General features: G+C 72.4%; 12 protein-coding genes. 8 read left to right on the top strand and 4 right to left on the bottom strand.

All coding sequences use genetic code 11. The features are described from left to right. Positions 1-2: 2 nt before the first annotated feature. The 4 genes from ACTJK8_RS22720 (at position 3) to ACTJK8_RS22705 (ending at position 6,372) form a co-directional block, all read left to right on the top strand. Positions 3-941 carry an NAD(P)-dependent oxidoreductase gene (locus ACTJK8_RS22720; protein WP_440762542.1) on the top strand — a complete coding sequence of 313 codons (939 nt, stop codon included), beginning with the start codon at positions 3-5 and terminating at the stop codon, positions 939-941. A 4-nt stretch (positions 942-945) separates the two neighbouring features. After that, positions 946-1,935, top strand: coding sequence for an Ldh family oxidoreductase (locus ACTJK8_RS22715; protein ID WP_440762541.1), 990 nt, complete (start codon positions 946-948; stop codon positions 1,933-1,935). Positions 1,936-2,010: 75 nt separating this feature from the next. Beyond that, entirely contained in the window at positions 2,011-2,835 is an 825-nt protein-coding gene (locus tag ACTJK8_RS22710; RefSeq protein WP_058606898.1) for a GntR family transcriptional regulator, read from the top strand. A gap of 1,206 nt (positions 2,836-4,041) precedes the next feature. Further along, positions 4,042-6,372, top strand: a complete 2,331-nt coding sequence (locus ACTJK8_RS22705) for a putative bifunctional diguanylate cyclase/phosphodiesterase (RefSeq protein ID WP_440762540.1) — start codon at positions 4,042-4,044, stop codon at positions 6,370-6,372. Here ACTJK8_RS22705 and ACTJK8_RS22700 read toward each other — a convergent pair. Together ACTJK8_RS22700 and ACTJK8_RS22695 are read right to left on the bottom strand one after the other, a co-directional pair. Next, positions 6,361-7,392, bottom strand: a complete 1,032-nt coding sequence (locus tag ACTJK8_RS22700) for a crotonase/enoyl-CoA hydratase family protein (protein WP_440762539.1) — start codon at positions 7,390-7,392, stop codon at positions 6,361-6,363. The two genes, ACTJK8_RS22705 and ACTJK8_RS22700, sit on opposite strands and share 12 nt — an antisense overlap. Before the next feature lie 817 nt (positions 7,393-8,209). Next, entirely contained in the window at positions 8,210-9,163 is a 954-nt protein-coding gene (locus tag ACTJK8_RS22695; RefSeq protein ID WP_058606895.1) for a LysR family transcriptional regulator, read from the bottom strand. A gap of 95 nt (positions 9,164-9,258) precedes the next feature. Between ACTJK8_RS22695 and ACTJK8_RS22690 the strand changes: the two genes are divergently transcribed. The 3 genes from ACTJK8_RS22690 to ACTJK8_RS22680 all read left to right on the top strand — a co-directional run bounded on the left by ACTJK8_RS22690 (position 9,259) and on the right by ACTJK8_RS22680 (position 12,558). Further along, the gene (locus tag ACTJK8_RS22690) at positions 9,259-10,440 is read left to right on the top strand and encodes an alanine racemase (protein ID WP_440762538.1); all 1,182 of its coding nucleotides are present in this window, start codon (positions 9,259-9,261) and stop codon (positions 10,438-10,440) included. A gap of 185 nt (positions 10,441-10,625) precedes the next feature. After that, entirely contained in the window at positions 10,626-11,267 is a 642-nt protein-coding gene (locus tag ACTJK8_RS22685; RefSeq protein ID WP_058606894.1) for an HAD-IA family hydrolase, read from the top strand. A gap of 172 nt (positions 11,268-11,439) precedes the next feature. Continuing rightward, a complete protein-coding gene (locus ACTJK8_RS22680) occupies positions 11,440-12,558 on the top strand; it encodes a metallophosphoesterase (RefSeq protein ID WP_058606893.1) in 1,119 nt (372 codons plus the stop codon). On the opposite strand, the gene ACTJK8_RS22675 is transcribed toward ACTJK8_RS22680, so the two are convergent. Continuing rightward, complete coding sequence (locus tag ACTJK8_RS22675; RefSeq protein ID WP_024827291.1) at positions 12,536-12,961, bottom strand: YeeE/YedE family protein; 426 nt, start codon at positions 12,959-12,961, stop codon at positions 12,536-12,538. The two genes, ACTJK8_RS22680 and ACTJK8_RS22675, sit on opposite strands and share 23 nt — an antisense overlap. After that, entirely contained in the window at positions 12,958-13,401 is a 444-nt protein-coding gene (locus tag ACTJK8_RS22670) for a YeeE/YedE family protein (RefSeq protein WP_012329700.1), read from the bottom strand. Before ACTJK8_RS22670 ends, ACTJK8_RS22675 begins: the two co-directional genes overlap by 4 nt. A 574-nt stretch (positions 13,402-13,975) precedes the next feature. Here ACTJK8_RS22670 and ACTJK8_RS22665 point away from each other — a divergent pair. Continuing rightward, complete coding sequence (locus tag ACTJK8_RS22665; protein ID WP_076730001.1) at positions 13,976-14,194, top strand: hypothetical protein; 219 nt, start codon at positions 13,976-13,978, stop codon at positions 14,192-14,194. The last annotated feature ends 274 nt before the right edge of the window (positions 14,195-14,468 follow it).

Here is a 14,468-nt window from a genome sequence, read left to right as displayed (position 1 = left end):
TCATCAGCGAGTTCATGGACGAGGCCGCGATCGCGGCCGAGCTCGCCGGCCTCGACGTGGTGTACGATCCCGGCCTCGTCGACCGGCCGGAGGACCTCGCCGCCGCCGCCGCCCGGGCCGACGCCCTGATCGTGCGCAACCGGACGCAGGTCCGCGGCGCCCTGCTCGACGCCGCCCGCGACCTCACGGTCGTCGGCCGCCTCGGCGTCGGCCTCGACAACATCGACCTCCCCGCCTGCCGGGCGCGCGGCATCGCGGTCTACCCGGCCACCGGCGCCAACGACGGCGCGGTCGCCGAGTACGTCATCGCCTCCGCGCTGCTGCTCCTGCGCGGCGCCTACGGGGCGAGCGCCGCCGTCGCCGCCGGCGCGTGGCCGCGCAACGCCCTGATGGGCCGCGAGATCGCCGGCAAGCGCCTCGGCCTCGTGGGCTTCGGCGCGATCGCCCGCGAGACCGCCCGGCGGGCGGCGGCGCTCGGCATGGCGGTCGCCGCCCACGACCCGTTCGTGGCCGCGGACGACCCGGCCTGGACCCAGACTTGGACCCCGGCCTCGGGCCCGGTGGAACGGACCGCCCTCGACGCGCTGATCGCCGGCAGCGACGTGCTCTCGCTGCACGTGCCGCTCACCGACGCGACCCGCGGCCTGATCGACGCGGCGGCGCTGGCGCGGATGCCGACGGGCGCGATCCTGATCAACGCCGCCCGGGGCGGCATCGTGGACGAGGCGGCCGTGGCCGCCGCGCTGCGCTCCGGCCATCTCGGCGGCGCGGCGCTGGACGTGTTCGAGCGCGAGCCCCTCGACCCGGCCGCCGGCGCCGTGTTCGCGGGCGTGCCCAACCTGATCCTGACGCCCCACATCGCCGGCGTGACCCGGGAATCGAACGTGCGCGTCTCCGCCGTCACCGCCGCGGCCGTGCGCCGACACCTCACGGAGCGCTGAGCCGATGCCGAACCTCACCCTCCCGGAGGCCGAGGCCCTGGCCGCCGAGGCCCTCGTCCGCTGCGGCACGGCCGCGGCCGCGGCCCGGAGCGTCGCCCGTGCCCTGGTCGGCGCCGAGGCGGACGGGCTGAAGGGCCACGGCCTGTCGCGGGTCGCGCCCTACGCGGCGCAGGTCCGGGCCGGGAAGGTCGTGGGCGACGCGGTCCCGCGGGCCACGCGCCCGCGGCCGGGCCTGCTCGCCATCGACGCCGCCCACGGCTTCGCCTACCCGGCGATCGATCTCGCCCTGGAGGCGCTGCCGGGTCTCGCCCGCCAGCAGGGCGTGGCGGCGGCGGGCATCCGCCGCTCGCACCATTGCGGCGCCGCGGGGCGGCCGGTGGAGCGCTTGGCCGAGCAGGGCTGCGTCGCGCTGCTCTTCGCCAACACGCCCGCCGCGATGGCGCCGTGGGGTGGGCGCCAGGCGGTGTTCGGCACCAACCCGCTGGCCTTCGCCTGCCCGCTGCCGGGCGGCGCGCCGATCGTGGTCGACCTCGCCCTGTCGAAGGTGGCCCGCGCCAACATCGTCGGGGCGGCCAGGCGCGGGGAGCCGATCCCCGAGGGCTGGGCCCTCGACGCCGACGGGCGCCCGACCACGGATGCGGGGGCCGCCCTCGACGGCACCATGGTGCCGCTGGGCGACGCCAAGGGCACGGCGCTCGCCCTGATGGTGGAACTGCTCGCCGCCGGCCTCGTCGGCGCGCGCTTCGCCGGCGAGGCCTCCTCGTTCCTCGACGCCGCGGGCGACCCGCCGGGGACCGGGCAGCTGATCCTCGTCCTCGACGCGGCCGCGCTCAGCCCGGACGCGCCTGAGCGCTTCGCGGCGCTGGCCGGCACGATCGCGGCGCAGGACGGCGCCCGGCTCCCCGGCAGCCGCCGGCTCGGGCTGCGCCGCCGGGCCGCCGAGGCCGGCCTCGACGTGGCCGAAGCCCTCGTCGCCGAGATCCGGGCGCTGTGACGCGGATCGCCTGTGCGGACGAGGAAGCGGTGATTGCTCCCGTCGTCTGGCCGACGTAAGCGAGAGGAGGGAGAGGTGCTGGACACAACCTTCGACGCTCTACCCACGGATGGGGCTCTGCGTCGTCACGCGATGGAACGGTCAGGCGAAGGGCAGGCAGGTTCGGGGCGCACAGATTCGGGAGGCGCCCGCACGGTCGGCTTCCGCCCGCTCTACCGGCAGGTCTACGACACGCTGCTGAAGCGCCTGGCCGACGCGGTCTGGCAGCCGGGCCAGGTCCTGCCGAGCGAGGGGCAGCTCGCCGCCGAGCTGGGCGTCAGCCAGGGGACGGTGCGCAAGGCCCTCGACGCGCTCACCGCCGACAGCCTGCTGGTGCGCCGCCAGGGCCGCGGGACCTTCGTGGCCGATCACGACGACAAGCAGAGCGTCTTCCGCTTCCTGAAGCTGCGGCCGGACGGCGACGGTGCCGGCATGCCGTCGAGCCGGGTGACGGGGATCGCGGAGGCGGCCGCCAGCGCCGACGAGCGCGGGCGCCTCGACCTCGTGCGGTCCGCCCGCGTGGTCCGGATCGAGCGCGTGCGCGCCGTCGACGCCAAGCTCTGCGTGGTCGAGACGATCAGCGTGCCCGCCGGTCTGTTCCCGGGCATCGCCCAGATCGAGCTGCCGAACACCCTCTACAGCCTCTACGCCACCCGCTACGGCATCACGATCGCCACCGCCAACGAGCGCCTGAAGGCCGTGGCGATCGCGCCCCGCGAGGCGGAGCTGCTCCAAGTGGCCGCCGGCAGCCCCGCCCTCGAGATCGACCGCGTCGCCATCGATCTCGAGGAGCGGCCGGTCGAGTGGCGTCTCTCCACCTGCCTGACGCAGGACATCCACTACCTCTCCGTCCTTCGCTGATCGGGATCCCGTCGGGAGCGTCGCCCCGCGGCCGAAGGCGGGCGGGCCGAACCGGACCGCGGCCGCGGCAGCCCGAGCGGGAGCGCGCGATGACCGATCGCGCGAGACGGGATTTCACGCGGCTGAGCGGGAGCCGCGCCGGAACCCCGCCGGCTACAGGCGCAACGTCGTCGAGACGACCCGCGTGCGGGCGGCCTAGAGGGGCGATCGGCATGTCCAGCACCCGCCCGCTTCGCCCGGCGGTCGCCGCCGCCTTCGCGCTCGCCACCGCGCCAGATACCGACGCGCCGGATACCGACGGCGCAGTTCCGGCCGGCCCCGGATGCCGCGCTCGCGGCCGGCTCGCAGCCCGCGCGGGAGAAGTGCCTGACCTGCCGCTCGGCCGACTACGTCGCCAGGCAGCCGCCCCGGAAGGGGCAGGCGTTCTGGGACGCCGAGGTCGCGAATCGCCAAGCTGTTCCAAGGTAATCCAAGATGATGAAGGTCTACCGGGCGCCGGTCGCGGGGGAGCAGGCCAGGGCCAACGCGGCCTATCTCGGTGCGGCCCACTGAGCGCCGAGACCGGGCAGGAGGCCGCGCGATGACCGCCAGAACCGCCCTACCGGACCGGTCCGGCTCGCGCGTCGCAGAGGCTGTCGCCCCGTGCCCGCCCCTGCGAGGCTGCTCGCCTGCAACGCGGCGGTCCCCCGCGCCCGGCAGCGATGTCACGAGCGCGCGCGTTGCGCCCGGGAGGTGAAAGTCCCTGACACGACGACATCGTCAGGACGGCACGAAGATGTCGGGTGAGAAACGGCACGGGCAGGGCCGCCCTGGGACCGGGGCAAGAGCGCCCGATCGCCCCGACATCTGACGAGCAGGCCGACGTCTTCCGATCGAATACGGCCGCGCAAGACGACGTCTCTGGATACGGGCCGTCACCGGCGCGACGCCCGACGGGACATGTGTGAACCCTCCGCGTCCGCTCCCTCCGTATCTGTGCCGGATGGCCCGGGACGGCATCGCTATTCGAATCCGCGAATGGCCATGACTATAAAATATTCGCGGCCATTATATGAATGTTAGATGCATAGACACGCCCGACGAGCGCCGTTAACCACACCCTTCAATATCTTTGAAATTCGAGGCCGCTAATCTGCGGAGATAATTTCGGATTGGACTGCCTCAGTGACGACTGCCGCAACGAGAGCGAAGTAGCGAGACGCCGCTTTGGGACTGTATTCCAAACTGCGGGCCGCACTGGCTGAAGACGCCCTGCTCTCGCGCGACGTGAAGCGGTCGCTCGTCGACGGGCTGTATCAACCCTTCGCCTCTCTCGCGGTCGGCGCCGCGTCCGGCACGATCGTCGCCACGGCCGCGGCGTTCTGGTCCGATGATCGGGCGATCACCCTGACCGCGTTCGCGGTCGGCCTGATCGGGCTCACCCGCGTCCTGCTCGCTCGGGTTTACCTGACGAAGGGCCCGGAAAAGTACGATCGGCACGAAATCTGGGAGACATACTTCTCCGTCGGCGCGTTCGCCTACGCTGCGTCGCTCGGTATCCTGTCGTTTCTGATCACGACCCGGTCGTCCAACCTCGCGCTCCAGGTCATCACCCCCACGTTCACCATCGGTTACGCCGCGGGCATCTCGGGCCGCAACGCGGGCCGCCCCCTGCTGGCCATCGCGCAGGTTGTCCTGTCGGCGATGCCGCTGTCGGCGGGTCTGCTGGTGTCCGGCGACGGCGAGCGGGCCTCGCTCGGCATCCTCTCGCTCCTGTTCGCCTACGGCATGATCGATATCACGCTCAGCACGCGCGAGATCATCGTGTCGGCCCTGGTCACGACGCGCGAGAAGGAGGCGCTCGCCGCGAAATTCCAGGCCCAGGCCAATCTCTTCGACATCGCGTTGCGCAACATGTCGCACGGGCTGTGCATGTTCGACGCGCGCGGCCGCCTTCAGGTCTGGAACGACCAGTTCCTCTCGATATCGGGCATTCCCTCAAGCCGGATCCATACCAACTCCACGGCCAGATCGCTGTACAAATTGAGCCGCGCCATCGTCGATGAGAGGTCTGCGGGTCGCGGCTCGACGCTGTCGACGTTTGCGGCGGCGTCGAATGCGTTGCGATCGGGGAATCTGGTCTTGATCCTCCCCGACGATCGCGTGGTCTCGTTGATGCAGCGGCGGACCGCCGAGAAGGGCTACGTCATCATCTTCGAGGACATCACCGAGCGGCGTCGAAACGAGGCCCGCATCCAGCAGATGGCGAGTTACGACGATCTGACCGGCCTGCTGAACCGAAGCAGCTTCAAGGCCAAGGTCTCCGAGGCGCTGAAGGCCAGCGCCCGCAGCAAGGGAGATTTCGCGGTCCATCTGCTCGACCTCGACCACTTCAAAGTCATCAACGACACGCTGGGGCACCCGGCCGGCGACCGATTGTTGCAGATGGTCGCGGACCGGCTGCGCGGGATCGGGGCGCTATCCGGATCGGTCGCCCGCCTCGGCGGCGACGAGTTCGTCATCGTCCAGCAATCCGTCACGTCGCCGGCTGTCGCGGAGGATCTCGCGCGGCGCGTCCTGCAAGAACTGGAGCGGCCTTTCGATATCGACGGCACTCACGTCACCGTCGGCGCCTCGATCGGCATCGCGATCGCCCCGTTCCACGCCAACGACGAGGACAGACTCCTGAAATGCGCCGATATCGCCCTCTACGCCATCAAGGGGGCCGGCAGGAGCGGGTTCAAGATCTTCCAGCATGAGATGGAAGCGGCCACGCGCGCGCGGCACGCCCTCGAGTCGGATCTCCGGGCCGCTCTGACCAACGGGGAGCTGGAGCTGCACTATCAGCCGATCGTCGACTCGAGCACCGGGGCGATCGTGAGCTGCGAGGCCTTGCTTCGGTGGCAGCATCCCGTCTCGGGATACATCCCGCCGTCGGACTTCATCCCGGTGGCCGAGGACACGGGGCTCATCGTCCAGCTCGGCAACTGGGTCCTGAACGAGGCCTGCCGCGAGGCCCGGAAGTGGCCGTCGACCGTGAGCGTCGCGGTCAACATGTCGCCGCGTCAGTTCGGCGATCCGCAGCTGGCCTTCCACGTCATCGGCGCGCTGAATCGCTCCGGCCTCCCGGCGCATCGCCTGGAACTCGAGATCACGGAGAGCGTGACGCTGGGCGCGACGCACAAGATCGTCGAGACCATCAACAAGCTCCGCCAGCTGGGGATCCGCCTGTCGATCGACGACTTCGGGACGGGTTACTCGTCCCTGAGCTCCCTGAGAAATTTCGCCTTCGACAAGTTGAAGATCGACCGGTCGTTCGTGTCGGATCTGGACCGGAAGGCCGAGTCGACCGCGATCATCCGGGCGATCGTCGGCATGGGACGAAGCATCGGGATGGCCATCGTCGTCGAGGGCGTCGAGACCGAGACGCAACTCTCCATCCTCCGCGCGGAGGGCTGTGATCTGATCCAGGGCTACGTCTTCAGCCGTCCGGTCGCCGCGCCGCAGATCCGGACCATGCTCGCGGCCGCGGGGCCCCTGACGAGGCTAGCGAGCTGACGCCGACAGCGCGCGGGCGGGCACCGTGCGGGCCTGAGCGGCCTGAGCGGCCTGAGCGGCCTGGGCTTTTCCCCGGAGCTTGTCCTGGGCCAGAACGAGCCGCTCCATGATGCTCAGATCCCTGTCGGTGAGGTTCATCGCGGCGGCCGCCCAGACCGCGACGATCTTTCTCAACTCGTCCAAGGATATGCGATCGACCTCGCGGGCCGCTTGATAGATCGCCTGCTGCCCGTTGCGCCGCCGACGGTTGCCGGCGATGTAGGCGCGCACGGCGGCCTCGCCCTGGCCGCGCTCGGCGAGGATGTGAACGATCCCCAGTTCGTGCATCTCTTCGGCGGTGTAGGTTCTACCATCGAGGATCATCTCCTGAGCCTTGATGGTCCCCAGTCGCCGGGCGAGGAAACTGTACGCTCCCATACCGGGGAAGAGTCCGAAGAGTATTTCCGGAAAGCCGAACTTGGTGCCCTTCTCGGCGATGATCACGTCGAACGAGAGCAGGCCCTCGAACCCCCCGCCCAGCGCGTCGCCCTGAACGAGGCCGATCGTGATGATCGGCAGATTCAGCGCGTTCATGTTGCGGTGAAGAACATCGACGCACGCGTTGCCGTAGCCGACCAGCGCGGCCTCGTCGCCCGCGCGGATCTTGCTCGCGAACAGGTTCAGATCACCGCCGAGACTGAACACACCGGGAAATCGTGACCCGAAGACGAAATAGTTCAGATCAGGACCGCCGTTGCCGAAGACCCGCTCGATATCGTCCTGCAGCCGGCTGAAATCGGCCAGCATCTCGGGATTCTGGCAGGGGCGTCCGTGCGGGCGCATGAAGGCCCACAGGGTGTTGCTACCGGCTTCGAAATCGACTTCGATCTGAGCGAGTTCGGAGAGGCCGGGATCGGCGGGCGATACGGCCGGAGCGATCCGCGTCTCGCTCGGTCGCCGCGCGGGCGTCGGCCGCCGCCGCAGCGGCACAGGACCGGGGTAAGGCACCAAATCTTTGGCGAGGCCTGTAATAGACGCCATTTCATTTGGATCCGTTAAGTGGTCCTTAACCGTATCGCGGCCGGCACCGCTGGGCTAGGCGGCCGGAGCGGCCCTCCTCAGATAATTAAGCTTTGGTTAATTTCTGGCCGATTAGCCGCTTTTGCTTGCAAGCCAGGGCTATTGGGATGTGGCGGCCCGTCGACGCCCAGGTGATCGTGCGGCGCGGGTCGCGTCCACGTCGCTCTCGCCGCCGGCGGCCTTGCCCGAGCGACGCGCGGGGCCCGTCCCATCGGGCCCGTAGACCTCCGCCGCGCGCCCCAGCCCTGTGACCGCCCTGCCCCGCCGCGATGCCCCGCCGCGATGCGGCGGCCGCATCGCGACCCGCCCCACCCGGAAACAGGGCCGAATGCCGCGCCGTTGGCCGAGGCGCACGGCGCGGCGCGACGGCGGCTGACGCTCCTCGGCGGCGGGCGCGTGCTGGCGGTCTGCCGCGTCTCCCTGGGCTTCGCGCCGATCGGCCCGAAAGCGACGGAAGGCGGCGGAACGCGACGGCAGAACACCCGAGGGTCACGACCGCATCGCGGGCAAGAACCCGAACAGCATCGCCCGCCTCGCGGCGGATCCCCTATCCGGACGCAGCCGGCCGCGCCGCGGCATCCGCGGCCGGCGCGCCGCCCGGCGGAGACATCGTGATCCACGGCCTCAGGAACGGCTTCTCCTGGGTCGGACGCCCGCCTCGTCTGGCCGATTGGACGGATGGCTGCGCGGGCGCGACCCGCGCCTCGGAAGGAGCCCGGCCGGGACGCCGGGAGGCCTGTGCCGGCCAGGGGACAGTCCCTCGGCGTCCGGGCAGGCCTCAGCGGACGGAGTCCTGGGCGGGCCCGTCCGGCCCCCGGGCCGTGCGCCACGGCAGCGGGTCGAACGCGCGTCGGAGCGCCTCGAGGAACCGCTCCGTCCGGGCCGCGCGCGACCGCCGTTGCGAGCCGAGCAGGGCGACGACCGGCGCCGACGGCAGGGCGTAGCCTTCGAGCAGGCGCGTCAGCCGCCCGGCGCGCAGGTCGTCGGCGACGTCCCATTCCGAGCGGACGATCACGCCGAGGCCCGCGAGGGCCCAACCGCGCACCACGTCGCCGTCATTGCTGACCAGGCCCGCGTCCACCCTGACGCGCGCCTCGGCGCCGTCCGCCGTCCGGAAGCGCCAGAGCGTCACGTCCTCGTCGTTCTCGCGCAGCGCGATGCAGGTGTGATCCCGCAGGTCGACCGGCACGCGCGGGGCCGGGTGCCGGGCCAGGTAGGCGGGCGCCGCGCAGAGGATCCGATCGTTCGGCGCGAGGGCGCGCACGGTCAGGCTCGGGGTCGCCTCCCTGATCTCACCGACATGGATCGCGAGGTCCCAGGTCTCGGACGGGATGCGACCCAGGCGGTCCGAGAGCAGCAGGTCGATCCGCACGCCCGGATGCCGGAGCCGGAACGCCGTCACGACCGGGGCCACGTGCCGGCGCCCGAAGCCGAGCGGGGCGACGACACGCAGATGTCCGGTCACCGCGCCGACGCGCTCGGCCAGGGCGTCGGCGAGATCGTCGAAGGCGCCGAGGAGGTCGCGGCCGCGCTCGGCCAGCAGCTCCCCCTCGTCGGTCAGCGTGAGGCCGCGGCCGGACCGGTCCACCAGATGGACCCGCAGCCGCTTCTCGAGACTGCGCAGCCGCTGCGTCACGGCGGGCGGGGACACGTTCAGGCTGCGCGCCGCGGCGGCCAGAGACGGGCTGGCCGCCACCGCCGCGAAGAACCGGAGATCGTCGGTGTCGAGCATTAAGGCTGACCTTAATCCAGAATGCCGAACAGATTAATGGTGTCTTCCGGCCCGGCATGGTCTGTCACCCGGCAGTGAGACAGGGAGGCGCGGACATGCCGGGCAATCGAGCCGAGGCGCCGTTGCGGTCAGCGGAGATCGACGGAGCCTCGAGCCCCCTCCAGACGCCGTGCCTGCTCCTCGACGAGGCGCGGCTGCGCGCGAACCTCGCGGGGATGCGGGCGCACCTGGACCGGCTGGGCGTCACCCTCCGGCCGCACCTGAAGACGGCGAAGTCGATCGACGTCGCCCGCCTGGCGATGGCCGGTCCGGCCGGCCCGGCGATGGTCTCGACCCTGCGCGAGGCCGAGTACTTCGCCGAGGGCGGGGTGCGGGACATGATCTACGGCGTCGGCATCGCCCCGCAGAAGCTCGACCGCGTCGGCGCGATCCGGCGACGCTGGGGCGCGGACCTCGCCGTAGTGCTCGACTCGATCGAGCAGGCGGACGCGGTCGCCGCCTGGGCCGCGCGGACCGGCGACCGTCTGCCGGTCCTGATCGAGGTCGACGCCGACGGCCATCGCTCCGGCGTGAAGCCCGCGGACGCGGCGCTGCTGGTGGCGATCGGGCGCGCGCTCGGCGCGGGGGTGGACCTGCGCGGCGTGCTGCTCCATGCCGGCGACAGCTACGGCCTCAGCGATCCCGAGGATCTCGCCGCGGCCGCGGAGGCCGAGCGCGCGGCGGCGGTGACGGCGGCCACCCTGCTGCGCGGGGCGGGTCTGCCGTGCCCGGTGGTGAGCGTCGGCTCGACCCCGACCGCGCGCTACGCTCGGGACCTCGCCGGGGTCACCGAGGTTCGGGCCGGCGTGTTCATGTTCGGCGACCTGTTCCAGGCCGGCGTCGGCTCCGTCGCGGTCGACGACATCGCGGTGAGCGTGCTCGCCACCGTGATCGGGCACCGCCGCGACAAGGGCTGGATCATCACCGATGCCGGCTGGATGGCGCTGTCGCGCGACCGGGGCACGGCCCGGCAGGCGGTCGATCAGGGCTACGGCGTGGTCTGCGACCGCGCCGGCCGCCCCTATCCGGACCTGATCGTCGCCGACGCCAACCAGGAGCACGGCATCCTCGCCCTGCGCCCGGGCTCCCGCGCCGCCCTCCCCGAGCTGGCCATCGGTGACCGCGTGCGCGTCCTGCCGAACCACGCCTGCGCGACGGGCGCGCAGTACGACCGCTACCACGTCCTCGACGCCGACGGGCGGGTCGCCGCCGTCTGGCCGCGCATCAATGGCTGGTAGGCGGTGCCGACCGTGACGGCACGGATGGCGCGCACCTCGACCGCCCGGCGACGCCGGACGCGACGGGAGCCGGTCCGGATGCGGTGAGGCGCGGACTGACGCGCCGGGACGCTGCGGCGCGGCCCGCGGCCGCGCGACGGACGGCACCGCCCGCTGCGGCGCGCGACACGGAAGGAGACCCCACCATGACATCCCACCGGTTCGACGCCGTCCTGTTCGATCTCCTGACGGCCCTGCTCGACAGCTGGTCCCTGTGGAACTCGGTCGCCGGCAGCGAGGAGGCCGGCCGCCGGTGGCGGGCCGAGTACCTGCGGATCACCTACCGGACGGGGGCGTACCGGCCGTACGAGGATCTCGTGGCCGAGGCCGCCGAGGCGGTGGGCATGCCGCGCCGCCTCGCGGCGGACCTCGAGGACCGCTACGGCGAACTCCGGCCCTGGCCCGGCGTGACGGAGACCCTGCAGGCGCTCGCGGTGCGCTCCGTGCGGCTCGGCGTCGTGACCAACTGCTCCGAACGTCTGGGGCGCATCGCCGCCGGTTGCGTGGGGGTCGAGCTCGACGCGGTCGTCACGGCGGAGCGCGCCGGATTCTACAAGCCCGATCCGCGTCCCTACCGGCTGGGACTGCAGGCCCTCGGGGTCGAGCCCGCGCGCTGCCTGTTCGTCGCCGGCTCGGCCTTCGACCTGGTGGGGACGGCGCGGGTGGGGCTGGCGACGTACTGGCACGACCGCGCGGGCATGGCGGCCCCGGACGGCGCGCCGCCCCCGCTGGCGCACGAGACCACCCTGGAACCGCTGCGCGGCTGGTTCGAGCCGAGCGCGCGCTGACGCCGGCGCTCGCCGGGCGCAGCGGGTGCGGTCCCGGGGCGGGCAACGGGTCGGCGGAGGGCGCCTTCAGAGCCGCCGACGGCGGTCCTTCCGGTCGCCGCGCACCGAGCGACCGGGTCGAACCGGGCGCAAGCTTTGCCTTTCCGCCGCCGCCCGGTCCATGTAGCCGCCCATGATCCGCCTCATCCCCAGCCTGCCCGCGGCCTACGTCATCGCGCGGGTGGTGTGGCCCCTGCCGGCGCCGCTCGCGCTCAGGCTCGGCCTCGCCGCGCTCCTCCTCGTCGCCTCCCAGTACCACCTGTGGAGCCGCCTCTCCTCCGGGTCGGTCTTCGCGCCGGAATTCCCGCGCCCGGTCGTGATCCTGTTCAACTGGGCGTTCGGCGCGATCGCGCTGGCGGCGGTGATGCAGCTCGCCCTCGACCTCGTCGCCCTGATCTCCCTGGCGCTGCCCGGAGGCGGCTGGGCGATCCCGACCGCTTGGCGCGCCGCGCTGGCCGCGGCGGCCGCGTGCCTCTCGGCCGTCGCCGTGTGGCGGGCCGCGCGCGTGCCGCCGCTGAAGGACGTCCCGGTCGCGATCGCGGACCTGCCCCCCGGCCTCGACGGCTACACGATCCTGCACCTGACCGACCTGCATATCAGCCGCCTGTTCCCGGCCGCCTGGGCGGGGGCCGTCGTCGCGCGCGCCAACGCCCTCCGGGCCGACCTGATCGTGGTGACCGGCGACTTCATCGACGGGTCGCTGGAGGCCCGGCGGAGCGACGTCAGGCCGTTGCAGGACCTGCGCGCGCGCGACGGAGTCTGGGCCGTGCCCGGCAACCACGAGTACTTCTTCGACCACGACGCCTGGATGCGCCACCTCGCCGGGTTGGGGATCCGCGTCCTCGCCAACGCCCACACGGTCCTGAGGCGCGGCGGCGCCGCGCTGGTGCTGGCCGGCGTCACCGACCGCTCCGCGCCCGCCACGGGGCATCCGGGCCCCGACCTCGACGCGGCCCTGGTGGGCGCGCCCGAGGGCGCGCCGATCGTTCTGCTGGACCACCAGCCGGCGAACGCCGCCCGGGCCGCGGCGCGCGGCGTGGCGCTCCAGCTCTCCGGCCATACCCACGGCGGCATGATCCGCGGCCTGGACCGGCTGGTGGCGCGCGGCAATGCCGGGTTCGTCTCGGGCGCGTACCGGGTCGGGACGATGCGGCTCTACGTCAGCAACGGCACCGGGCTCTGGCCCGGCTTCGCCCTCCGGCTGGGGCGTCCGTCGGAGCTGACGCGGGTCACCCTGCGGAGGGCCACCTGACGCGGTGGAGCAGCATCCCGGCGAGCATCGCCGCCACGAACAGCGCGACCTCCGGCAGGCCGAGGGTCAGGCCGGCCAGGGCCGGGCCGGGACAGAAGCCGGCGAGCCCCCAGCCGACGCCGAACAGCGCGGCTCCGGCGAGCAGCCGGGCATCCACGCTCCGATTCGTCGGCACTTCGAAGCGCGGCGCCAGGGCGGGCTGCGCCATCCGCGCCTTGATCGCGTAGCCCAGCGCCGAGACTCCGACGGCCCCGGCCAGCACGAAGGCGAGGCTCGGATCCCAGGCGCCCGCGACGTCGAGGAAGCCCAGGACCCGCTCGGGGTCCATCATGCCCGAGAGGGCGAGGCCGACGCCGAACAGCAGGCCGCTCACCAGGGCGGCGAGGAGGCGCGGCGCGCTCATCGCGTCACGCCGTGCCGTACGAGGAAGACGGTGACGATGGCCGCCGCCATGAAGGTCGCGACCGCCGCCAGGGAGCGCGGCGAGAGCCGGGCGAGTCCGCAGACCCCGTGACCGCTGGTGCAGCCCGAGCCCAGGCGGGTCCCGTAGCCGACGAGGAGACCGGCGGCGATCAGCATCGGCCACGACGCGCCCGCGCGGACATCCGGCCAGTGGCCCGCCGCCAGCCGGTACAGGGCGGGACCGGCGAGGAGCCCGACGAGGAAGGCCGCGCGCCAGGCCCAGTCGCGGGCCGCCGGCCCCAGGGGGCTGCCGAACAGGCTGTCGAGCAGGCCGCCGAGGATGCCGCTGATCCCGGCGATGCGGCCGTTGGCCAGAAGCAGCAGCGCCGCCGAGGCGCCGATCAGGGCGCCCCCCGCGAGCGGAGCGAGGAAAGCGGTCACGGTCCGTCTCCGATCTGCCCGAACTTCGCGGCCTGGCCGAGCGCCCGATCCGGCGCGTCGGGCGCGCGCCGGGAGCCGCCGCGGTCGGCGGTTGATCGCGAGGATATCCTCGACCGCGTCGAGAAGCGCCCGGAGGCGCGGATCGGTCAAGCTGTAGAAGGCCACCCTGTGCTCGCGCCAGCTGGCGACGATATCGACGGTGCGCCGCTCGCCGAGCTTCTCCGACAGGGTCGGTTGCCGGACGCGCAAGCGCCGCCCGATCCTCGGCCGACACGTCGCCCTCGGTGCGATCTGACCGGAACCGTCCTCGCTATCGAAAGGTGCGATGCGAGACCTGTGCGAGCCGGACGCGTGACCTGATCCGATCGCGCCTCGACCCGGCTGCCGCCGCACGGATGCCGGGCTGCCAACGCCGCTCGAAGTCTTCGACGATCAACCGGGAGGTCTCGGTCGACTTCGCCACCGGGGCAGGGCACGACAACCGGATCACGACGCCCGGCACCGTCCGGGGTTGACGGAGTTGCGCAGATTGGACAGGTTCCAATCACTAACCTGTGTTACAGTCAGGGCGCCGATGTCCACTGATCTTCCCCAGGGTAGAGTCACGTTCCGCGGCCGCGGTCTGGCCTTCGCGCACGGCGCCAAGCTCGTGCTGAAGGTGTGCCCGCTGTGCTCGCAGTGGAACGCGCCGCGGGCTGCCGACCTCGGGCAATGCGGCTGGTGCGCCTACACCCCGTCCGGTCGCGACGTCGAACCCGCGCCCAGCCGCCACGACACCGAGGTCACCTCGTAGACGGCACAGATGCTCGGAACGGAGCGCGCCGCCCATCGCGGCGATGGGAACGCGGAGCGACGCAGTCGATCCTGACGGCCGTCGGGGCGGAGATCGGCACCGCCGCCGACAGGCCACGCCCACTTCAGCTGCACTGGAGCTCGGCCCTCGCCCGGGAGAGTTTGCGCAGGATTCGGCGGATGTGCTCGCGGAGCATGAGAGTCTCGTCGGTCGGGCTCTCATCGGGAGGCACGGCCAACACATCCAAGACGCTTACGGCCCGGTAGCGCATCCG

This window comes from Methylobacterium sp. 22177 (assembly GCF_052045615.1).
Lineage (GTDB): Bacteria > Pseudomonadota > Alphaproteobacteria > Rhizobiales > Beijerinckiaceae > Methylobacterium > Methylobacterium radiotolerans.
This window is presented reverse-complemented; position numbering and strand designations above follow the sequence as displayed.